This window comes from Arthrobacter sp. TMP15 (genome assembly GCF_039529835.1).
GTDB lineage: Bacteria > Actinomycetota > Actinomycetes > Actinomycetales > Micrococcaceae > Specibacter.
Window position 1 is genome coordinate 1,140,101 of sequence record NZ_CP154262.1, and the last position, 22,545, is coordinate 1,162,645.

Annotated in this window: 18 protein-coding genes; 10 read left to right on the forward strand and 8 right to left on the reverse strand. The window is 59.6% G+C overall.

Going from position 1 to position 22,545, the window contains the following annotated elements; genetic code table 11:
* Positions 1-99: 99 nt before the first annotated feature.
* Positions 100-1,161, reverse strand: coding sequence for a LysR family transcriptional regulator (locus AAFM46_RS04960; protein WP_343319901.1), 1,062 nt, complete (start codon positions 1,159-1,161; stop codon positions 100-102).
* 118 nt (positions 1,162-1,279) lie between these two features.
* Here AAFM46_RS04960 and tdh point away from each other — a divergent pair, with 118 nt between their 5' ends.
* Positions 1,280-2,329 carry an L-threonine 3-dehydrogenase gene (gene tdh / locus AAFM46_RS04965; RefSeq protein WP_283530198.1) on the forward strand — a complete coding sequence of 350 codons (1,050 nt, stop codon included), beginning with the start codon at positions 1,280-1,282 and terminating at the stop codon, positions 2,327-2,329.
* A gap of 40 nt (positions 2,330-2,369) precedes the next feature.
* Positions 2,370-3,581: a glycine C-acetyltransferase gene (locus AAFM46_RS04970; protein ID WP_343319902.1), complete on the forward strand. Its 1,212-nt coding sequence runs from the start codon at positions 2,370-2,372 to the stop codon at positions 3,579-3,581.
* Between the two features lie 822 nt (positions 3,582-4,403).
* On the opposite strand, the gene AAFM46_RS04975 is transcribed toward AAFM46_RS04970, so the two are convergent.
* Complete coding sequence (locus AAFM46_RS04975) at positions 4,404-5,456, reverse strand: formylglycine-generating enzyme family protein (protein WP_343319903.1); 1,053 nt, start codon at positions 5,454-5,456, stop codon at positions 4,404-4,406.
* Between the two features lie 128 nt (positions 5,457-5,584).
* Positions 5,585-6,229: a LysE family translocator gene (locus AAFM46_RS04980; protein WP_343319904.1), complete on the reverse strand. Its 645-nt coding sequence runs from the start codon at positions 6,227-6,229 to the stop codon at positions 5,585-5,587.
* Positions 6,230-6,451: 222 nt separating this feature from the next.
* On the opposite strand from AAFM46_RS04980, the gene hutI reads away from it, so the two are divergent.
* From hutI to AAFM46_RS05010, 6 genes are all read left to right on the forward strand, one after another.
* Positions 6,452-7,675 carry an imidazolonepropionase gene (hutI, locus tag AAFM46_RS04985; protein WP_343319906.1) on the forward strand — a complete coding sequence of 408 codons (1,224 nt, stop codon included), beginning with the start codon at positions 6,452-6,454 and terminating at the stop codon, positions 7,673-7,675.
* 261 nt (positions 7,676-7,936) lie between these two features.
* Entirely contained in the window at positions 7,937-8,842 is a 906-nt protein-coding gene (locus AAFM46_RS04990) for an SIS domain-containing protein (protein ID WP_343319907.1), read from the forward strand.
* A gap of 139 nt (positions 8,843-8,981) precedes the next feature.
* On the forward strand, positions 8,982-10,076 hold the full coding sequence (locus tag AAFM46_RS04995; RefSeq protein WP_343319909.1) for an ROK family protein: 1,095 nt from the start codon (positions 8,982-8,984) through the stop codon (positions 10,074-10,076).
* Positions 10,073-11,041, forward strand: coding sequence for a hexose kinase (locus AAFM46_RS05000; RefSeq protein WP_343319910.1), 969 nt, complete (start codon positions 10,073-10,075; stop codon positions 11,039-11,041). Before AAFM46_RS04995 ends, AAFM46_RS05000 begins: the two co-directional genes overlap by 4 nt.
* 12 nt (positions 11,042-11,053) lie before the next feature.
* On the forward strand, positions 11,054-11,905 hold the full coding sequence (locus AAFM46_RS05005; RefSeq protein WP_343319911.1) for a class II fructose-bisphosphate aldolase: 852 nt from the start codon (positions 11,054-11,056) through the stop codon (positions 11,903-11,905).
* Between the two features lie 34 nt (positions 11,906-11,939).
* Positions 11,940-12,731: a DeoR/GlpR family DNA-binding transcription regulator gene (locus AAFM46_RS05010; protein WP_283530180.1), complete on the forward strand. Its 792-nt coding sequence runs from the start codon at positions 11,940-11,942 to the stop codon at positions 12,729-12,731.
* A 141-nt stretch (positions 12,732-12,872) separates the two neighbouring features.
* Here the strand turns inward: AAFM46_RS05010 and efeB are convergent, their stop codons facing one another.
* From efeB to AAFM46_RS05030, 4 genes are all read right to left on the reverse strand, one after another.
* Positions 12,873-14,162 (reverse strand): iron uptake transporter deferrochelatase/peroxidase subunit, encoded by a 1,290-nt coding sequence (gene efeB, locus AAFM46_RS05015; RefSeq protein ID WP_343319912.1) that lies wholly within the window; start codon positions 14,160-14,162, stop codon positions 12,873-12,875.
* Complete coding sequence (efeO, locus tag AAFM46_RS05020) at positions 14,163-15,398, reverse strand: iron uptake system protein EfeO (protein ID WP_343319913.1); 1,236 nt, start codon at positions 15,396-15,398, stop codon at positions 14,163-14,165.
* A 107-nt stretch (positions 15,399-15,505) separates the two neighbouring features.
* Positions 15,506-17,122, reverse strand: coding sequence for an iron uptake transporter permease EfeU (gene efeU / locus AAFM46_RS05025; RefSeq protein ID WP_343319914.1), 1,617 nt, complete (start codon positions 17,120-17,122; stop codon positions 15,506-15,508).
* 148 nt (positions 17,123-17,270) lie between these two features.
* Positions 17,271-17,972 carry a histidine phosphatase family protein gene (locus tag AAFM46_RS05030; RefSeq protein WP_283530172.1) on the reverse strand — a complete coding sequence of 234 codons (702 nt, stop codon included), beginning with the start codon at positions 17,970-17,972 and terminating at the stop codon, positions 17,271-17,273.
* A 119-nt stretch (positions 17,973-18,091) separates the two neighbouring features.
* Here AAFM46_RS05030 and AAFM46_RS05035 point away from each other — a divergent pair, with 119 nt between their 5' ends.
* Positions 18,092-18,979, forward strand: coding sequence for a type II CAAX endopeptidase family protein (locus AAFM46_RS05035; protein WP_343319915.1), 888 nt, complete (start codon positions 18,092-18,094; stop codon positions 18,977-18,979).
* 146 nt (positions 18,980-19,125) lie between these two features.
* On the opposite strand, the gene AAFM46_RS05040 is transcribed toward AAFM46_RS05035, so the two are convergent.
* Positions 19,126-19,764: a VOC family protein gene (locus AAFM46_RS05040; protein WP_283530168.1), complete on the reverse strand. Its 639-nt coding sequence runs from the start codon at positions 19,762-19,764 to the stop codon at positions 19,126-19,128.
* Between the two features lie 137 nt (positions 19,765-19,901).
* Here AAFM46_RS05040 and AAFM46_RS05045 point away from each other — a divergent pair, with 137 nt between their 5' ends.
* Positions 19,902-22,367 carry a Tex family protein gene (locus AAFM46_RS05045; protein ID WP_283530852.1) on the forward strand — a complete coding sequence of 822 codons (2,466 nt, stop codon included), beginning with the start codon at positions 19,902-19,904 and terminating at the stop codon, positions 22,365-22,367.
* The last annotated feature ends 178 nt before the right edge of the window (positions 22,368-22,545 follow it).

Genomic DNA, 22,545 nt, shown 5'->3' on the forward strand with positions numbered 1-22,545 from the left:
GCTTGAGTTCCGCAAACCTTGGGCGCTCGCTCCGGCTCTTTGTCCCGTGAAAACGGGCGCACAGTGCCGGAGCGAGCGCCCGTTTTTTATTGCGAGGTCCTATTCGCCAGTGAGTTCTGCCATGACATCCTGCAACGCCTGTGCCACCAACATCACGGAGGCACGCCTGAGATTTTCCGGACGGGCCAGCAGATCGATTCTGCGCCGGGTGCTTATCCCCGTCAGCGGACGCAGCACCACGCCAAGGGGAAGCATCCCGCCGGATGCCAGTGTCCTGCCGGAGGCCAGAGCCGGGCTGGAAGTGTAGCGGGGGAGCAGGCCAATGACTTCGCCGGTAGACACTAAGGCAGCAGCTGAAGAGTAGTCATTGATGCGGTGCAGCACCTCTACAGGGCGGCTGGCAACGGCACCAATGGCGGTGAGGACATCCGCCGGTGAGTAGCCGCTGCGGCTTGTCACCCATGGGTAGGCAACCACATCCTCAGGGGAAAGGGAGTCCTTGGCCGCTAGCGGGTGGGATGGTGCCACCGCTATATCCAGTGGTTCGTGGGCCAGCGGGATGACCCGTACTCGCGTGTCCGGCCACGCTGGGCTGTGGTCCATCCGATGCGCAAGTACCAGATCGTAGCGGGCAGTTAATGCCGGAAAATCGTGCTGAGCTACATCCTCATCCGAGAATCTAACGTGGGGCACGCCTGCTTGCGAACCGACCGTGCGTGCACCATCGCCCGCAGCGCCATCGCCCGCAGCGTCTGTGCCCGAAGCACCATCGCCCGAAGCGCCTACGCCTATGGTGGCATCCATGCTGGCTCGCAGAGTGGCCAACCGGCGTACTAGCGGGGCGAACAGGGCCTGCCCGGCGCTGTGGAAACCACTGATGGTGACAGTGCCGCCAGAATCATGCTGGTAGGCGCCGATGGCTGCTTTTGCCCCGGCCATGGCATTGATGACTTCCGTGCCAGCATCTGCCAGTACCCTTCCGGCCGCCGTCAGCACCAGATTCCGGCCTTCTTTGCGGGTTAACGGGGTGTCCACCTGGCGTTGGAGGAGCGAGATTTGTTGGGACACGGCCGACGGTGTGACGGAGAGTGTCTCCGCCACGGCTTTGACGCTGCCCAGCTCGCCTAGCTCCCGCAGAATTTGTAGTTGATGAAGTTCCACCTGACAAAACTACCATTTAGCATTCCCTAAATCGATGATGGAGAAAATCTCGATTGTGCTAAATGGTTTAGAGCGCTGTAATGGACAAAGCAATCAACCAAGAACAGGACTGCCGCACATGAAAGCACTCTACAAATCCGGCCCGCACGCTGGGTTCGAACTCGTTGACCGACCCGAGCCCACAACAGGTACCCGGGATGTGAAAATTCAGGTACACACAACGGGCCTGTGCGGCACGGATCTGCATATCCAGGCGTGGGATGCATGGGCCGCTAAAACCATCAATGCCCCCTTGATCGCCGGTCACGAATTTTACGGCGAAGTTGTAGAGATTGGTTCCGATGTTCACGACGTAGCCGTGGGGGACAAGGTCTCCGGCGAGGGTCACGTGGTGTGCGGAATGTGTCGCAACTGCCGCGCAGGACGCCGGCACATGTGCATCAACACGATCTCAGTAGGTGTCCAGCGTGATGGAGCGTTTGCCCAGTACGTGGTTATCCCGGAATCCAATGTCTGGGTTCATAAAGACGCCTCCGTCACTCCCGAACTTGGCGCCATCTTTGACCCGCTGGGTAATGCCGTTCACACAGCGCTGAGCTTCGGCTTGGTTGGTGAAGACGTCCTTGTCACCGGCGCAGGGCCCATCGGTTTGATGGCAGTGGCCGTAGCGCGGCACGCAGGTGCACGTAAGATCGCCATCACGGACGTTTCCGAGCCCAGGCTGGCCATGGCTGCAAGGATGGGCGCGGATCTTGCCGTGAACGTCTCCAACACCCGGTTGCGAGATGCGCAACTGAAATTGGGTATGTGCGAAGGCTTCGATATTGGTTTGGAGATGTCAGGCCACCCCACGGCATTGCCTGAAATGATAGACAATATGAACCATGGTGGACGGATCGCCATGCTTGGTCTGCCCAGCGAGTCCATTGACATCAACTGGAGCAAAGTAGTCACTCATATGCTTACCCTGAAGGGTATTTACGGGCGCGAAATGTTTGAGACCTGGTATGCCATGTCTGCCATGCTTTCCTCCAATCCGGTGTTGCGTGAAGCCGTGGCCTCCGTGGTCACAGACACTCTGCCCGCCACCGAATGGGAGCAGGCTTTTGAGATTGCCCGTTCCGGCAGTGGTGGAAAAGTGATCCTCGACTGGAGCGTTTTCGCTTAGCTTTTCCTTACCCACACCAACCACTAGCCAAGGAGTTCCCATGTACACCGCCATGAAATACCAGCTCGCCACCGAACTAAGTGAAATACGCACCGCCGGCCTGTTTAAAACCGAGCGTGCCATCACCTCCGCCCAATCCAGCCATGTCCTAGCAGGCCCGTTGGGCGGTCCCGCAGCGCCGGTGCTGAACTTCTGCGCCAATAACTACCTGGGGTTGGCCGATCACCCTGAGATCGTTGGCGCCGCCAAGTCCGCCATGGACAGCCACGGCTTCGGAATGGCCAGTGTTCGCTTCATCTGCGGCACCCAAGACCTCCACCTGGAACTCGAGCGCGCCGTCTCTGACTTTCTTGGCACCGAAGAGACCATTCTTTTCTCCTCTTGTTTTGATGCCAACGGTGGCGTTTTTGAATCCCTCTTTGGTGCCGATGACGCCATCATCTCCGATTCCCTGAACCACGCCTCCATCATTGACGGCATCCGTTTGTCCAAGGCCGCCCGTTTTCGGTACGCAAATCAGGACATGGCGGAGCTGGAAACTGCGCTGCAGGCGGCGGCTCAGCTTCGTGAGGGTGTTGGAGCCCGCCGAACAATTATTGTCACCGATGGCGTATTCTCCATGGACGGTTTCCTGGCCCCGCTGGAAGCCATCTGCGATCTTGCTGAAAAGTACGGCGCCCTGGTCATGGTGGATGACTCTCATGCCGTAGGTTTCATGGGCGCCACCGGTGCAGGTACTCCAGAGCACGCCGGCGTGAGTGATCGCGTGGATATTTACACAGGAACCTTCGGCAAGGCCCTGGGCGGAGCATCCGGTGGTTACGTGTCCGGGCACGGTGAAATTGTGGCCATGTTGCGCCAGAAGGCGCGCCCGTACCTGTTCTCAAACTCACTGGCACCTGCCATTGTTGCGGCAACTCTTAAGGCGCTTGAGTTGGTAGCGAATTCGGCGCAATTGCGCACCCGGCTCTTCGAGAATGCGGCATTGTTCCGTCGCCGCATGACCGAGGAAGGCTTTGAGCTGCTCCCGGGCGAGCACGCCATTGTTCCTGTCATGTTTGGGGATGCCGTAGAAGCCGCACGCGTAGCCGATTCCATGCTGGCGCACGGCGTATTTGTCACAGCCTTCAGCTTCCCTGTGGTTCCTAAAGGTGCAGCCCGCATCCGGGTTCAGCTCTCGGCCGCCCACAGTGCGGACGACGTCGAAGCATGCGTGCGCGCATTTGTTGCCGCTCGCGGGGGAGCCGAATAACCACTCACCGGTGTGTCCGTGGCAGGATGAAACTATGACGTTGGCATGGGAAATCCGGGCACGTGTTCAGTTCGAGGGCGATTCTCATGTACAGGAGGACAGCTGCGGTTTTAATGGGCCCAATGCGTGGGTCATTGACGGCGCCACCACCTTGTTGGAGCCACTGGAGTTACCTGCCGCCTCAAATCCGCAGTGGTTATCTGCCCAGCTGAACAGCATTCTGGCCGGGGCGCCCACCGATCCGCGGCGATCGGGGGTCAGGGCTGTGCTGGCCGGGGCACTTGCTGCCATTGACGCTACTGCAAACGCGTTGGTAGGGGACGAACGTGTGCGTTTCCCCAGTGCGGCGCTGTCCCTGGCGCAATTGAATGCACAGGGCGTGGAAATTGCCAGTCTGGCGGACTGTTCCGTGGTGGTCAGGACGCACGACGGCGCAACTCATCTGGTGCGGGCACAGCTAGCAAACGCCCACGTTGACAATGCTGGCAGTGCGGGTAGTGATAGTGGCAGTGCGGGCAGTGATAGTGGCAGTGCTGGCAGTGCTATTGGCAGCGGGGATAGCTCCCTGACCCGGCGGGAAAAACTGCAACGCGACCGAGAACTGCGCAATACTCCCGGGCGGCTGTGGGTTGCCCGGAGGGAACCGGAAGCTGCGGATCACGCAAAAGTGGTACAGCTTGCTGCGCCAGAGCTCATGGTGATGGCAAGCGATGGAGCCTGGCGTGCAGTCGATTTGGGACTTGTCAGTGGACCCGAAGAATTCCTGGCCAGGACCAGTACCACCCTAGAAGCGCTGGGTCTGATGCATGAGCTGAGATCGCATCAAAAAGCAATTGGCGAGGTATCAGATGACGCCACCGTGCTGACCTTGGCCCCTGCGACGGTGCGAAAGCCCAAGTTCCCGCTTGCCGACTCCGGCGAGTTAGCGCTTCGAGCAGCCAATCGGTAGCGGTTGCAATAGGAGTCGTGGCACAGATATGAACCGCCGCGCATGACCCGCCCACGGCCAATCGTTGGTCCGAGCGGATCGGTAACAATGCCCTTGGCCAGACAGCTCTTGTAATACTTGGGCAGGAACCAATCAGCGCACCACTCCCACACATTGCCGCTGGTTTGATATAAACCATAAGCGTTGGGTTTGAAACTGTTCACGGGAGCAGTGGTGAGGTATCCGTCGTCGCACGTGTTCTCCGTGGGGAAAACCCCTTGCCAAATGTTGCAATGGTGCAGGCGCTGGCCGCAGGAATCCAGTCCGTGGAGCTCATTGCCCCAAGGGTAGCGGCTCTGCTGGAGACCCCCACGGGCCGCATATTCCCACTGGGCTTCAGTGGGTAAGGCGCGCCCCGCCCAGGCGCAATAAGCTAGGGAATCGCTGTGGGAGACCTGTGTGACGGGATGATCGGGAATATCCAGCCATGAGGAGCGCGGCCCGGCCGGGTGCGCCCAATCAGCGCCACGGACATTCAACCACCAGGGAGTTCCCGCGGCAGAGCCAAGCACATCCGCAGCATCCGCCTGCAGAGCGAGATGGAACACGGCCGAGCTGCCGTAGACCTCAGACTCAGTGCGGTACCCGGTGGCGTTGATAAAGGCGGCAAACGCAGTGTTGCTCACAGCCGTAGTGTCAATGCGAAAAGCGGAAATCTCAACCTGGTGGACAGGCGTTTCGCCGTCGTTGGGATAGCCCTCATCGAACGGGTCGCCCATGGCAAAACTCCCGGGGGGAATGAACGCTTGGGGCTGCTGGGAATGGGGAGTGGACGCTGGCACCTCCAGCGAAAAAAGCTGCTGAACTGTGGAGACGTGTTCGCCGTGCTCTGCCCGGCCGGGACTGCAACAACTGGACGGGGGATCGGGCGGCACCAAAGAAGACATGTTCTCTAGTCTATGCAGGGTTACTGTGCGCCGTTGTAGGCGTTGGTCAGGGTCAGGAAACCAGGGTGGGGCCGGTACTTCTAGGGGAAGGGTGCGCCGGATTTGTGAATAAAGCCGCGGAAACGGTGTTAGCTTGCCGCGCCGGAGGCTATGACGCCTACTCCGAGGACAGCCAATACGCCACTGCTGATGCGTTCAATCATGGTGTTGACCTTTGGCTTGCGGAGCCACTTCATGGCTTTGTAGGCCACGATCGCAATGCTCGTCAGGTACAAGAAGCCGATCACGCCCAAGGTGGCCCCCAAGATCATGGCCATGGCCAACGTGTTCCCGCCCTGTGGAATGAACTGCGGCACCACGGCCAGGTAAAACAAACCCACTTTGGGATTGAGGAGGGTTGAAACCGTCCCGGCAGCATAGCCAGCACGTTTGCTATAAACCAAAGGCTGATGGGCAGCGCCACCGGCGGCAAGGCCAGCTTTAACTGCCCTGCGGGCCTTCAAAAACGAGGAAATGCCCAAGTACAGCAAATACAATCCGCCGGCAACCTTAATCCAGCGAAAAACTTCTGCGGACTGTTCCAAAACGGCGGCCAGCCCAAGCCCAACCAAGGCCCCCCACAGCAAGGCGCCCGTGGCGGATCCCGCGGCTGCAGAGATACCTGCACCAACTCGATTTAAAGAGATACACAGCACCATGAAGGTGTCCGGCCCCGGGATGAGAGCCAACATGATGCACAGCCCGGCAAAGCCAAGTAAAGAAACGAAGGTCATGAGGCAATTATCCGGGCGGTTGGTGCGATTAAATGACCACCCGCCCACCCTGGTGTCCGTAATTCCAGACAGCACCCAGGTAGTGTCATACAGGCGGCCCAATCATGTAGGACGTCTCACGCGGCCATGTGTGAGAAGTCACATAAGGGGGCATCTGTAATGCCAGACGCAATGCCCGGTGCGCGCACCCAAGGTGCCTGCCCGGCGTCGTACGCTAAGGGCATGAGTGAATTAATCAGCAACATTGGCGAGTTAATGACACAAGACGGAGAGCACGGCACGCTTCGCAACGCCGCAATAGTTCTGGAGGGCGAGCGGATCTCCTGGATCGGGCCCACGGCTGATGCGCCAGCCGCGGATGTCCATACGGATGCCCAGGGACGTGCCGTACTGCCTGGCTGGGTGGATTCGCACACGCACCTCATTTTTGCAGGGGACCGCACCGCCGAGTTTGAGGCGCGCATGGCCGGTGAAAGCTACAGTGCTGGCGGGATTGCGGTCTCCGTGGAGGCAACACGGAGCGCCAGCGATTACGATCTCACCCGTCTTGGCATGGGCAGGGTAGCTGAAGCCGTTTCGCAGGGCACCACGTATTTGGAGACCAAAACCGGGTACGGTCTGGACGTGGATCAGGAGGCCCGCAGTGCCCGGATCGCTTGCACCATTGCCGATGAGGTGACCTATTTGGGAGCCCACTTGGTCCCGGCCGGTATGGATGCCGATGAGTACACCGAGCTTGTGTGCACTGACATGCTCCAGGCGGTCCGTCCCTATGCCAAGTGGGCTGATGTGTTTTGTGAGCGCGGGGCCTTTAGCCCGGAGCAGTCCCGAAAGGTGCTTTCCGCGTGCCGCGACGCCGGGTTGGGATTGCGCGTCCATGGCAATCAGCTCGGTCATGGCGACGGCGTGAAGCTGGCGGTGGAGTTCGGCGCGGCAAGTGTTGATCACGTTAATTTTCTAACGGAGCAGGACGTGTCCCTGTTGGCGCAGTCATGGTCGGGGTGGGATGGTGGCGCCAATGGAGGGCGCGGGTCCGGTCAGCGCGGGACGGTCGCCACGGCGCTTCCGGCTTGTGATCTATCCACCCGTGCACCGTTGGCTCCGGGGCGGGAACTATTGGATGCCGGCGTGCCGCTGGCCCTTGCCTCCAACTGCAATCCAGGGACTTCTTACACCTCATCCATGGCGTTTTGTGTCACAACTGCCGTCCTGCAGATGCGGCTAAGCGTTCATGAGGCGGTCCGTGCGGCAACCTATGGGGGTGCGCTGGCGCTGGGACGCGAGTCCGGGCTCGATGAAAACGGGAAACGTGCAGTGGGTTCCCTCGCTGTGGGGCATCGGGCTGATCTGCATATGCTCAAGGCCCCGTCCGCCACACATTTGGCGTACCGCCCAGGGGTTCCGCTGACGGCCGCGGTGTGGCGGGCCGGCGTCAGGGCGGTCTAACCCCCTGACGCTCGCTCACTCCACGTTGTGTTTGTCCTGACGCTCGCTCACTCCACGTTGTGTTTACTGTGACGCTCGCTCACTCCACGTTGTGGGTGAGGCAGGAGCCTGAATCGTGCTGTAAGCACACGGGCGGATAGTGATTGAACATGACGTTTTCATGCACCTTTTGAGCATCTTATGTTAGAGTTGGGTCAACCAATACGCCCCGTTGTGCCACGTAGCGGCTTTAGCGGGCCCCAATCAAGGAGAACGCAAAACATGAGTGAGAATAATCAGCTCGGCCCCTTCATGGATGCAGAGCTCACCAGCCAGCCTGAGGTTTGGGCAAAGGCTATTGCCCAAGCCAAAAGCGAAAACCTGCTCCCGGCCGACGGTCAGCGCGTTGCCGTTATTGGTTGCGGAACCTCATGGTTCATGGCCCAAAGCTACGCAGCAGCTCGCGAAACTGCCGGCAAGGGGGTTACGGATGCATTTGCAGCCTCCGAGGCATTCTTGGGCGCCGATCGTGGCTATGACGCTGTCATTGCCATCACCCGCTCGGGAACCACCACTGAGGTTTTGGAAATCTTGACCGCGATCAAGTCCAAGATTCACACGGTTGCCCTGGTAGGTGACACCAACTCGCCGATCATGACGCTGGCTGACGCCGTTGTTGAACTTCCCTACGCCGATGAGCGCTCTGTGGTGCAGACCCGCTTTGCCACAACAGCGCTCACATACCTCTTGACAAGTGTTGGCATGGATCTCAGCGCAGCCGTTGAGGATGCCAAAACCGCTGTATCTGCCCCCGTTGAGCAGGAACTGATTGACGCTGAGCAGTTCACTTTCTTGGGCACCGGCTGGACAGTAGGGTTGGCCCACGAAGCAGGGTTGAAGATGCGCGAGGCAGTGCAGGGCTGGACCGAGTCCTACCTGGCCAAGGAATACCGCCACGGTCCCATCTCCATTGCGGCTCCTAACCGTGTCACCTGGATGTTTGGCGAGCAGCCCGAGGGTTTGGACCGCGATGTAGCCAAGACTGGTGCCCTCTACGTGAATACCACCACGCACCCGTTGGCTGAGCTTGCGCGCATCCACCGAGTTACGTTGGAGCGTGCGCGCGCTCGCGGCATGAACCCGGATCTGCCGCGCAACCTGTCACGTTCGGTCATCTTAGAAGACTAGAAACAGGTACGGGTCAGGATCTCTGGCTAAAATGTTAGGCACCCCACTTCCTTGAAGTGGGGTGCCTAGCGCTTACCCAACCACCTTCCCGCCATACGCCATGCCCGCGGGCATCTGTACCCGAAAGAACTTGAACTTCATGAAAACTGTGATGAATCCGTCCCATGGCCCGGGTGCTCACGCTGCGGCGGACGCTTCCGGAGGCAATGAGGTAGGCAATGAGGTCGGCAAAGAGGTTGTACTGGCCTTTGATGTTGGCGGGACGGACATGAAATCGGGGATCATTTTAGGTGAGCTGGTGCCGGGGGACGTGGGTGTGCGCGATCTTCAACGCCATCGCACCCCGCTTGACGGAACCCGTTCGGGTCACAGTGTGTGCGCGCGGATCGTGGAGCTGACGGAACTTTACCGTGCAGCGCACCCGGATCTTAACATTTGCGCCGTCGGTGTTACGGTGCCGGGCATTGTCGATGAGGAAGCCGGGATCGGTGTTTACTCGGCCAATCTTGGCTGGAAGGATTTCCCTTTCACGGCCACGTTGACACAGGCTTTGGGGGTACCGGTAGGTTTTGGGCACGACGTCGGCATGGCTGGTGAAGCTGAATTCCGTCTCGGTGCCGCTGTGGGCCGGAAAGATGCCCTGGTTTTGGTGATTGGCACAGGTATTGCCGGGGCTGTGCTCTGTGACGGGCGCCGAGTTGCTGGCGGGGGATATGCCGGGGAGATTGGGCACGCGATGGTGCCGGGGCCGGATGGTCAGCTGGTGATCCTGGAATCCCTGGGTTCTGCAGGAGCGGTTGCCCGCCGCTATACCGAAGCTACGGGAAAGGCCGTAACCGGTGCCCGCGATGTGGTGGCCCTGGCAGCCAAAGGCGATGCCGCAGCGGTCACTGTCTGGAGGCAGGCTATTGATGCACTGGCGTTCAGTGTGGCCCAATGCGTTTCAATCCTGGGTACCGAAACAGTTGTCTTAGGTGGTGGCTTGTCGATGGCGGGAGCCGCACTCTTTGTTCCGCTGGCTGCACGGGTGGATGAGTTGCTGACCTTCCATCGCCGCCCTGACTATGTCCACGCCGCCCTGGGTGAGAACGCTGGGCTCATCGGTTCGGCGTTAAAGGCGCGCAGCCTCGTCAGTGCAGCAGAGAAGGTTAGTACGCCAGGGCCCAACGTTGGAGCCGGAGCTGGAGCCGGACTTGGAACTGGTACTGGCACTGGAATGGGGGAGCAGGCATGAGCGCCAATAACGTGGTTCTGACGGTCACGCCCAACCCGGCCGTCGATGTCACTTATACCGTTGCCGGTATCCACTTGGGGTCCTCGCATCGAGTGCCTACGCCTTTGTACCGGGCCGGGGGCAAGGGCCTGAATGTTTCTCGTGTGGCACACCAGCTGGGTCACCCCACACTGGCCATCGCCACAGTGGGTGGAGCCTCCGGTGAACAATTCCGGCAGGACCTGGTCACTGCCGGCATTCTGCATCAGCTGGTGCCCGTGGCGGCAGCGACCCGGCGGACCATTGCCCTGGTGGATACGGCAGATGAAAACACCACGAGTATTTTCAACGAAACTGGACCCGCTCTCACGCCCGCCGAATGGCAGGGGCTCGCCGCCGCCGTCGTAGATAATCTCAACGGGCTACAGACCGCCGACGGCGTGAGCCGCCCCGGTGTGCTGGTGGGCTCCGGTTCCCTCCCGGAGCAGGCCCCGGCTGATTTCTATCCCGCGCTCGTGGCGTTGGCCCACGGTGCCGGTATACCGGCCATCATTGACACCTCGGGCAGCGGTATTCTGGCTGCAGCCCAGGCCGGGGCCGACCTGCTCAAGCCCAACAACCACGAGCTCATGGAGGCCGTGGGGGAGAAGGACCTGGTCAGGGCCGCGCGAAAACTGATGGACATGGGTGCCAAACGGGTCCTCGTGAGCGTGGGTGAGGAAGGCATGCTCGCTTTCAGCGCGGAGAACCCAGGTAGCTACATCCAAGCCAAACTCCCGGCACCGCTGTGTGGCAACCCCACGGGTGCCGGAGACGCGGCGGTGAGTGCGGCCGCCGTCGCACTGGCCACCGGCGTGGATGACCTGCGCGAAATCCTGCGCCAGGCTACAGCATGGAGCGCGGCCGCCGTGCTCATGCCAGGGGCCGGAGAAATTTCCCCTCAATACACTGAATTGGCCAAAAAACTGATCATTACAGAGAACTAAGGACCGCACCTCATGGCTTTGACAAATACCCGCACCATCATGGAACTGGCTGCGAATGCCGGTACGGGGCAGGGCGCCTTCAACGTGATCCACCTTGAGACCCTCGAAGGACTGATCGGTGGTGCCGAGGCCGCCGGGCTCCCCGTTATCTTGCAGATTTCTCAAAATTGCGCAAAGTTTCATGGTGGTCTGGAACCGGTGGCCCTGGCAACTTTGGCTGCGGCCCGCAAGGCGTCTGTGCCGGTAGCCGTGCACCTTGACCATGCCGAAGACGAGGCGTTGGTCTATGAAGCGGTTGACTTGGGCTTCGGTTCCGTCATGTACGACGGCGCCCACCTTGAGTATGCGCACAATGTGGAGGTGACAGCCCGTGTCACCGAGTATGCCCACCAGCGGGGTGTCTATGTGGAAGCGGAGCTGGGCAAGGTTGGCGGCAAGGACGGGGCGCACGCCCCGGGTGTGCTGACCGACCCGGCAGAAGCAGCCGCGTTTGTTGCTGCGACAGGTGTTGACGCGCTCGCCGTTGCTGTGGGTTCCTCGCATGCCATGACAGAGCGCAGCGCGGCCTTGAATCTGGGCCGAATCGCGGAGTTGAAGGCCGTACTTGAGGTGCCGCTAGTGTTGCATGGCTCATCTGGCGTCTCAGATGAGAGCATTGTGGCAGCGATTGCAGCAGGTATGACCAAGATTAACGTTTCTACTCACCTGAACGGTTTCTTTACTCGGGCAGTGCGTGAGTACCTGACAGCCAATCCTTCGGTTGTGGATTCGCGCAAGTATCTGGGCGCCGGACGTGCGGCCCTGGTGCCTGAAGTTTCACGGTTGCTGGCGTTGTTTGCCGGTGCTTCCCCTACTAAAAACTAGATGAGACGGCTGGTTGGCCGTCCAGGAGTTGCGCATGAACAGAACTGAACGACTCACAGCGATCTTGGACCTGTTGGCCGCTCACGGCCAGGTTGAAGTTGATGGGATTGTGGCCCAGCTGGGTGTTTCCCCGGCCACTGCCCGCCGTGATTTGGACTCCTTGGCCAATGAGCGGCTGTTGACGCGCACCCGTGGCGGTGCCACCAGCGGCTCTGTTTCCTATGACCTTCCGGGACGATACAACCGTGACGATCATGCTGAGGAAAAGCAGCAGATTGCACACGCCGCCAGCGCCTTAATTCCCTCTGGAGCCGTTATTGGCTTGTGTGGGGGCACTACCAGTACAGCGCTGGCGCAGGTATTGTCCACGCGGGAGGACTTGATTCTCGCGTCCAACAGACCAACGCTGACAGTTGTCACTAACGCCATCAATATTGCAGCTCAGCTGGCCATCAGGCCCAACTTCAAAATTATGGTGACCGGGGGGATTGTGAACCCTCGCTCATACGAGCTTGTTGGCCCGTACGCCGACTCGATTCTGCAGCGTGTGGCGCTGGACTTCGCGTTCATTGGGGTGAACGGCATTGAGCCGGGAGCCGGTCCCACAACCAACGATGAGGGAGAGGCGTCAGTGAACTCGAAGATGGCCGGACGCGCATCTGAGGCCTATATTTTGGCTGACGCCTCCAAGATCGGCAAACGGGCGTTTGCGACCATGGGGGAGTTGGCGTGCCGGAATCTCATCACTGACTCACGCGTCACCCCGGAGCAGCTCGAGGCGTTCCGTGAAGCGGGAACCAACGTGATTGTGGCGCCTGCCCTCTAGCTCTGCCCCCTCCAATGACGCCCCCGCCCTGTTGAGGTTGGAGATGATGACGCCCCCGCCCTGTTGAGGTTGGAGATGATGACGCGCCATCGTCCTCCGCGGTGTCATCATCTCCAACCTCAACAGGAAGAGCTGGCGGTTTTAATCGAAGAATTCCTTGCCGTAGTAGCTTCCTGGCGCGGGGAGCCCGGCAGGTACGGCAAACACTGCGGAGCCAACATGCCTGATGTACTCGTTGAGTCTGTCTGAGCGACCCAACTTTTGTTGCAGCTGCACAAAATGCTCCGGGCTCTTCTGAAAACTCAGGAACATCAAACCCGCATCCAAGCGTCCCACGGAGTCCAGACCATCCGTGAAGTTGTAGCCTCGACGCAGCACCTTGGTGCCGTTGTTGTTTTCGGGGGCCACCAGAGCAATGTGAGAATCCGTTGCAATGGCGGGTTTCTCCCCCTGGCTGCCAGGAGAGGGCGCATGGAAGTCAGGGATATCGTGTTCCTTGGTTCCAGACAACGGGGCGCCTTCCTTTTTGCTGCGCCCAAAGATGCTTTGCTGATCCCCAATTGGGTCCTCGTCCCAGGTTTCAATGAGCATGTGAATTTTGCGTGCCACCAGGTAGCTTCCGCCTGCCATCCATGACTGGCCCGCCTCCGAGCCCACCCAAACATGTGCGCCAAGATCCTCGGCGTCGGTGATATTGCGGGTACCGTCCTTGAACCCCATTAAATTCCGGGGCGTGGTTTGGTTAGCTCCGGCGGACGCCCGACCAAATCCCAGTACAGTCCACTTTGTCTTTACCGCTGTCCGGGCCATACGGGCCAAATTCCGAACCGCATGGTAGGCCACCTGTGGATCGTTTGAGCAGGCTTGGATGCAGAGGTCCCCTCCTGTCATGGACGGCTCAAGAGACTCACCTGCCATGGCTGGCAGTTGCGCAAAATCGATGGGTTTGAACTTTTCCAACCCAAACCTTTGATCAAACAGGGACGGCCCAAAACCAAGTGTCAGCGTTAGACCATGCGGGCCCATATCACTAGCTTCACCGGTGTCCCCAGGGATGGCGTGCTCACGCGCGGGCTCCACTTTTCCAACCGGGGCACCCGCTGTCATTTCGGCCATAGCGGCGGACCATTTGGCAAGTACCAGTTGAAGCTCGATCGCGGTCGTGGCCGTGATATCGAAGGCTGTGTACACCAAGTGGTCCTGTGGAGGAGTGGCAATCCCACTCTGGTGTTCGCCATAAAACGGATACGTGAGCGAGGACCCCGTCACCATGTGATCGGTTTCCGATGTTGATCCGGACGCCGTGGCACCGGTCAGAGCAGCCCCGCCACCGACTCCCAGTGCCAGACCGCCGGCACCGGCCAACGCCACCGACCCGCTGAAGAACGTGCGGCGGGATACGCGCTCGGCAGGAGGAATCGAATCAGTCATTTAAACGGTGGCCACCTTTTCGGAAATCTTTGCCAACGGTGCCTGCAATGACTGGATCAAAGCGGTGAGTTGAGCGGCGTCGGACTTTTTTAATTCCTCCGTGTACGCCTTCCAGCCACCCAACGAGGAGGGATCCTTGTACGCCTCCAACGCGGCATCGACTATCTCAAACTGGGCAGTAATGGTGCCTGTCAGCTCGGCATCGATCTCCTTCAACGCCGGTTTCAGGTATTCGAAAGCCTGCTGAGAACCCTCGATGTTGGCAGCAAAATCCACCAAGTCCAACTTGGAATAAGCTTCCTCTTCACCGGTGATCTTCGAGGACTGAATTTCTTCCAGCAGACCGCTGGCACCGTTCGCCAATTCCTCGGGTTTGTAGGAGCCATCGGCTTCCAGCGCAGCCGTCAAAGTCTTGAGTGTGGCAACATTTTTTACCAGACCAGCCGCCAGTGCCTTGGAAGAATCGCTGATCGCCTGAGTCTCGAACAGATCTTTTTCCAGCGGGTGGAAACCTGTCCATTCGGTGCCGGGTTCGACGTCGGCCACGCGAAGGTCAAGTGCTGGGTCCAGATCGGGGAAGCTTTCAGCCACCGGTTCAATGCGCTCAAAGAATGGGCGCGCCTGGGCATAAGCCTTCTGACTGGCACTGACATCACCGGAGTCCACGGCCGCCTGCAAGGCAGCTGCAGCAAGAACCAGAGAATCAACCTGGCCTGAAACGTACTTGGCATAACCATCGGTACCTTCCTTGAGCAGCTCGCTGACACCGCTGGCGGATGAGGATGCGGCGGCACCTGTGACGCTAAACGGCTTAGTCTCTGTGGCTGCTCCTGGGCAGTACAGCTGGTATTCACCCCCTGCCAGGGTGAGAGTGAAACTGACGGACTTCAGGCCGGGAATAACATTTTCACGTTCACCCAGGATGCGCTTGTCGCTGAGCAGCTCAACCTCGCTGACACCGGAGGCGTCCTTATTGGTGATGGTGAAGGTCACAGGACCCGCCGGAGCAGATGAATAGTTGGGCACGCACTGATCCCCGCCCTCGATCCTTTCCACGCTGACCGCTATCTGCGCCGCGCCATTACTGACCGGCGCGGACGCGCCACCGGAGGTTCCCGATGTCTTTTCTGCTGGCTCGGCACTGCCGCAACCCGCCAGCGTGAGCGCCAGGACGGCAGCCCCGGCTAACAATGCCGGAGCTGTGGAGCGCAGGTAGGTGCTTGGAATAAAAGTCATGAGAGTCCTTAGGTGGGGCAATTTTGCAGATTTGGCAAAAGGAGCAAGAGGAGCAAGGAGTGCGGAAGGGGTAGATGGTGTAGCTGGTGTGCGGTGGGAGCCAGTGTCTAGGGCGAGGGTGCGCTCACTAGAAGTTGGCGTTGATTCCGGCGCCCGGCGGCGAACAGCACCAGTGCAGAAATGATAAACACCACGGGCAGGTAGCGGGACCACAGCACGTTTTCGGCGGTGGAGGCCTCAAAGCTGCTTAGTTTGGTGACGGCTGCCGTGACGTGTTCTTCAGGCACCTGCCAGCCATCGTGATCGGCCACCGCGATGGTCCGTGGTGAGGCTAACCCTCCACCGCTAAGTGTCAATGAGGATCCTTGTGTGCTGACGGCATCAATGATTGAGCCGTTGACAAGCCATACCTTGACATTGCCTTGGTGTTTCCACGCGGCCTCAAACGGACCAGGATTGCTGGAGGCGCTGATGCCTACGGGCATCCGGCCGCCGTTGAGCTCGGTCAGTGCTGCGACTGTGATGGTGGGCGGTTCCGGGCGGGCACTCTGGTTCGCTGCGGCGGAGTAGATGGATGCTGTGCGGCCCGCATGTGATTCGGTGCCATGGGATTCTAATGCGTAGCTGTTTACTGTGCCATCGGGGCCGGTTGCAACGAGTGTTTTTGCGAATTCACCCGCGGTTGCGGCGCGCATATTGGCTCCGGCTGCCTGTGCACCGGCTGCCTGCGCACCCAATCCGTGTTCAGCGGTGGTGACCCGCAGCGATACGCCCACGGCGCCGGAGGTGGTGATGGTCGGCGTCGAGCTTTCCGCTAAGGGAGCTGGCGGTACGGCCAAGGGTGCAGCCAAAATTAAAGCCAGGGCTGATACGCCAAGTGCTCCGGCGGTTATGAACTGTACACGTGGCAGCATGGCGGCGGAGGGGCGCCAGGTGCGCGGCCACAAGATGAAGGCAAGCATGGGGATCAAATACAGGGCCCAGCCGAGGATTTCAACGAATCGAGGGTCGTTGGGTATCCCGAAAACGCCCGTGAGGAGGGCTCCACGCGCGCTGCCGTTGGGGGCCAGCCAGTTCAGATTGATGGTGCTGCCCTGGCCAACGTTGAGCCAGCCAGCCTCGTGGGCTGTGCGCAGGGACTTCATCACCAGACCTGCAGCAACAAACACCAGGAACACGCCTGTGGCCTTGAAAAACTTGGCCAGGTTCAGTTTGACGGCGCCACGGAAGAGCAACAAGCCAGCGCCGGTGGCGATGACCAGGCCCAGCACTGCTCCGGTTCCAGCCGCCAGCGGATTCAGAGAGGACTGGAAGGCGGCAACCATAAATACGGCTGTTTCAATGCCTTCGCGCAGCACCGCCAGGAATGCCATGCTAGCCAGCGCAAACACGGATCCGCCTTTAAGTGCGGACCCGGCATGGGCCTCCAAAGAGGATTTCATGGAGCGCGAATTTTTGCTCATCCATAGAATCATGAACGTCACGATGAGCACCGCTACGGCGCCGATAACGGTTTCCATGGCTTCTTGCTGCTGCTGGGGGAGTGCCGCCGAGACGATCTCAAGCGTGACGCCGATGAGTGCGCTGAGTAGAACTGCCGCGCCAACACCCAGCCACATGGCTTTCAACGCAATGCCGTTGCGGCGCAGGAACGCGGCAATCATACCCACGATCAGCGCAGCTTCGAGACCTTCTCGCAGGCCGATAACCAATGTAGCAAGCACCCAGATACTCCGCATTTTTGTTGACGTTTCAACGGGGGTCTGCCCCTGTACTCAGGCAAGGCTACCCTTTGCAGAGTAAAAAACATAATTAGGCCAGCTAAGTGTGGCGTAATGAAGCCGGAGCCCACACGACTGACGCCCGGAGAGCCTACAGTTGCGGTTCTGTAGCCGATCCCCAACTATGCTCCGGGAGATCCACCACGGTTGTTGTTGGCTCAGCCTGTGTCCATTGCTCAAAATTGGCATCAAGAAGATACTGCTGGCCATCACGAACCAAGGTGCGAGTTTCCGCATTGCCTGGGTTGTTCAGCGACTCAAAATACTCCACCGTCCAGTGGAACCAGCGCATGCAGAACAGTCGCATTGTCAGCCCATGCGTAACAAGCAGAACGTTGGGGGCGGATTCATTTCTATTCCAGTGCCTAAACAGGGTTTCCATGAAGGAGGTAACCCGGTCATAAACATCGGACCCCGATTCGCCCTCGCGAAACCGGTAGAAAAAGTGTCCGTAGGAGTTGCGGAGCTCCTTTTGGTCCGCGATCTCCGTCGGGTTCTGGAAGTTCGCCCAATCCTGCTCCCGCAACCGAGGCTCTTCCATGATCGACTCCACGAGATCGCCCAAATCCATGGCCTCAAGGGTTTGGTAGGCGCGTAAGTAGGGCGAAACATAGACACGGACTTTTTCCCCGGCCAGCTGCTGCCTGACTTTCCGGCCGGCTTCTTTGGCTTGGGCCACACCCAGCTCGGTCAGCGGGATCCGATAGTCGGGAATTCTGTTGTAAATGCTCTGGTCAACATTGGCCGCTGACTGTCCGTGGCGGATCATGATGATCTGGCGTGGGGAGCTCATGCCACTGAGCCTAACCCCTGCTTGTCGCCAACCGCTGTTCCGCCTCCGCGGACTTGCGGCGAAAGTCTCGCCGCGAGTTCGCCTATGCCATTTCGCTTCAGTGCGGGCATGATTACCCTATGACTGAATCGGTGCCTACTTCTGCCGCGAACGACGCCGGTAGCCCTGCCCCAGCCCAGCCTTCCCCAAGTGCCGGGTTGCCAGCTGCGGCGGCTGGGACGGGGCCGCAGGCGAAAGCCGACGGATCCGGCGTCGAGCATCAGGGGTGGGGAGTGAAGTCGCGCCGCCGTCTGATTAGTGAAGTGCTGCTGGTTCTGGGACTCTCACTGGGACAGTCGGCCGTGTACTCGGTGGTATCACTTCTGGATAAGATGAGCCGGGCGCCCATATCGCAGGGCACTTCAACCCTGAATGTTGTGCGCAACAACCGCGAATTTTTTGATTTTACGTACCAGATTCTGGACATCTTCTTTGCGTTGGTCCCTGTCATGCTGGTGCTTTATCTGCTCGCTGAACCCGGGAAATCTGCGTTCGCGCGGATAGGCCTGGATATCCGGCACCCTTTTCGCGATGGCTTGGGTGCGCTGGGACTGCTTGTTGTTATTGGCGTTCCTTCGCTGGGGCTTTATGCTGCCGGACGGGCCATGGGGATCACCACCGAGATCATTCCCAGCGCCCTGAACCAGTACTGGTGGACAGTTCCGGTGCTGGTGCTTTCAGCCATTCGTGCCGGCGTACTGGAGGAAGTTATCCTCAATGGTTATTTGCTGGGCCGCCTGGAAAAAATTGGGCTGGGACCCTGGGCGGCCATCCTACTCAGCGCCTTGCTGCGCGGAAGTTACCACCTCTACCAAGGTTTTGGGCCGTTCGTAGGCAACTTCGCCATGGGGCTGCTCTTTGGCTGGGTGTATAAAAAATATGGCAGGCTTGCTCCGCTTGTGGCGGCTCACGCACTCGTGGATATAGCCGCGTTCACGCTGGGCCCGGCGTTGGGCTTCGGCGGCTAACATGACAAGAGCGCACGGTGGCGTGCCAATACTGCGCCACCGTGCCGGTGGCGCAATATTCGTGGACAACGGTGCGCAGCAATCCAACGTGAGGGCATAAAAGCGGCACCCGCCCAGCATGGGGAAGGTGCCGCCGCACGAAAGTGCTAGATAGTAACGGGACCGTTTGCCGTTTCAAAGGTGACGGACATGATTCCGGGGGTGCCACGCGGGGCTATCCACTCCACGGCGACGTCATCCAGAGGCGCTTCCACGGGCTCGCCTAGCCATTCGGTGACACGTTCAGCGCTGCCAGCGATTGTCAGCGAGGAAAGCCTGACGCTGGAGGGACGCGCCTGTGATGGGTGCAAGGTGGGATCGCCCTCCCATTTGAGCATGTACGGGACCTGCGGATCGGCGATCAGGCCCTTGATGCCGATCTGTTGCCAAATCAGTTCCTGACCGTCAGGGAACTTGCGGTTGCCCGGGACGGCGCTGCGGCCTAGACGTTCTTCGAACGGGATGAGGTCGTCAACAGCTACGCACCAACCCATCCAGCCGCCGCCCGCTGCCGAGCGCGCTTTGACAGCTTGACCGAACGGCGCCTTATCCGATGCCGGGTGGTTTAAGCACTCAACAATTTCCAGATAATGGTGGTCGGTGAGGGGGATAATCATATTGCGGGTGCCGAAGCGTGGGTGGATTCCCCCCTTGACAGCATCGACCCCCAGGGCGGTTGCGATTCGCTCCGTGGTGGCAACCAATCCATCGGATTCACTGGCGTAAGAAACATGGTCCATTCGCATAGCTTCATCTTGGCACTTTGTGATGAAGCTCTCGACTTACCGTTGCCTTATCGAGGTAGGACATCTGATCTCATTTGGACTCCGGGGCGCCGCTCGTGAGGCAGAATTGAGAGGTGACTGAAACAAGTATTGCTCCGCTGTCCCTGCCCACTCCCGCTGCCCGTGAGGACCGCATTGCCACCGTTATTGCCGCGGAGTTGGGTGTGCGTGCCGCTCAAGTTCGCGCCGCGATTGCACTGATGGACGACGGCGCCAGCGTCCCCTTCATTGCCCGGTACAGAAAAGAAGCCACGGGGACACTCGATGATGCCCAGCTCCGGGATTTGGAAGAGCGCCTGAGGTACTTGCGAGAGCTGGAAGCTCGTCGCGCTGCGGTACTGGAAACAATCCACGGGCTGGGCAAGCTGACGCCGTCACTGAGGCGCTCAATTGAGGCGGCCACCACCAAATCTGATCTTGAGGATCTGTACCTGCCGTACAAGTCCACCCGAAAGACCAAGGCTGACACGGCCCGTGAAGCCGGGTTGGAGCCATTGCTGGATGTACTGCTCAAGGACCCGTCAAGATTCCCTTCTGCGGAGGCGGATTCCTTCGTTGATACTGGGCGAGGGGTGGCCACTGCTGATGACGCACTGGCTGGAGCTCGCGCCATCTTGATTGAACGAGCCGGACAGGATGCGGCGCTTGTGGGGGAGCTGCGCGAAAGGCTCTGGAAAACGGGTCGGCTGCGTTCCACCGCGAAGAGCGGGAAATCTGTGGATGGGGAAAAGTTCAAGGACTATTTCGACTTTGCCCAGCCCCCACACACACTTCCGGGGCACAGGGTGCTGGCCCTGTTGCGCGGTGAGAAGGAAGGCGTGCTGTCGCTGGATCTGGCGGAGACGGACACAAAGGATGCTGAAGCTCATGCCCAAGCCCGGTCTCGATACGAACAGGCTGTGGCTCGCTCCCTGGGTATCAATGATGACGGCAGACCGGCCGACACCTGGCTGATGACAAGTGCCCGCCTTGCCTGGCGCACCCGGATCCTGACCCGGCTGTCAGTGGATCTGCGAGTACGACTGTTTCAAAGCGCAGAGGAAGAGTCCGTTCGAGTCTTTGCCGCGAACCTCCGTGACGTTCTTTTGGCCGCACCGGCTGGAAACCGGGCCACATTGGGCCTGGATCCGGGCCTGCGAACAGGTACCAAAGTTGCTGTTGTTGATGGCACCGGGAAAGTGGTGGCTACTGAAACCATCTACCCCCATGCCCCTGCTAAACGTTGGAACGAGGCGCTAGCGACTCTGGTTTCGCTGGCGCAGCGGCACAGGATAGAGCTGGTGGCCATCGGCAATGGCACGGCGAGCAGGGAAACCGACAAACTGGCTGGCGAGCTTGTGGCCGAACTCAAGCGTCTGGCTCCGGAGCGTCAGGTGACTAAACTTGTGGTCTCAGAAGCGGGTGCCTCGGTTTACTCGGCGTCCGCGCTGGCTAGTGCTGAGCTGCCGGGTATGGATGTCACCCTACGCGGAGCTGTTTCCATTGCCCGTCGCCTGCAGGATCCCTTGGCAGAGTTGGTTAAGATCGATCCGAAGTCCATCGGGGTGGGTCAGTATCAGCACGATCTCACCCCTGCCAAACTTGAACGCTCCTTGGGCGCAGTTGTTGAGGACTGTGTGAACGCTGTGGGTGTGGACTTGAATATGGCTTCACCTGCACTCTTGGCCAGAGTGGCGGGGGTGGGGCCGCTTCTGAGTGAGAACATTGTGGCTTACAGGAACGAACATGGCCCTTTCGCCAAGCGGCGGGACCTGCTCAAAGTGGCCAGGCTCGGACCGAAGGCCTTTGAGCAGTGTGCCGGATTCTTGCGTATTACCGGGGGAGCGGAGCCACTTGACGCCTCTAGCGTGCACCCTGAAGCGTATGGTGTGGCACGGAAAATTCTTGGTGCGGTGGGGGCTTCGGCAAAGGATGTGACAGGCGGGGTTGTTGGTGCCGCAACGGTGAACCCGGCCGACTTCGTTGACGGCAGCTTTGGGCTGCCCACTGTGCAGGACATTGTTGCGGAGCTGCAAAAGCCCGGCCGTGACCCCCGGCCCCGCTTCGAAACGGCAACGTTTACAGATGGCATTGAAAAAATCACCGATTTGCTCCCCGGCATGATCCTTGAGGGAACAGTGTCCAATGTTGCCGCATTTGGTGCCTTCGTTGACATTGGTGTGCACCAAGACGGACTTGTACATGTCTCAGCCATGAGTAATTCCTTTGTGTCTGACCCGCACACAGTGGTTAAATCCGGCCAAGTGGTTCGCGTGAAGGTCCTTGAAGTGGAGCCCGAGCGTAAGCGTATTTCCTTGACGCTGCGCCTGGATGACACAGCCGCCAAGTCTGACACCAGACCTGATGGCAGGCCTGGAGCCAGATCAGGAGCCAGAAACCCTGGGGTCAGAAACCCAGGGGCCAGAAACCCAGGAGCCAGAAATCCAGCCGGCACATCCGAGGCTGGCGCTACTGCTCAGCCTCGAGGACATAAGCCCAAGCCCAACTTGGCTCCGGGGGCAGCTCCGAGCAGCGCAAACACGGCTATGGCCGAAGCGCTCCGGCGCGCAGGTTTGGGAAAGTAGCAGGGGCAGGAGCAGGAGCAGGAGAAGGAACAGGGGCAGGAGCAGGAACACTAGCAGGAACACTAGGAAACGAGCAATCCCCAATCCGTTAAGCAGCTCGTGCGGGTGTTTTGGGCAAACACCCACAGGAGCTGCTTAAACGATTCGGGCGGTTGTTGCCCGAAAAATCTCTCACTAG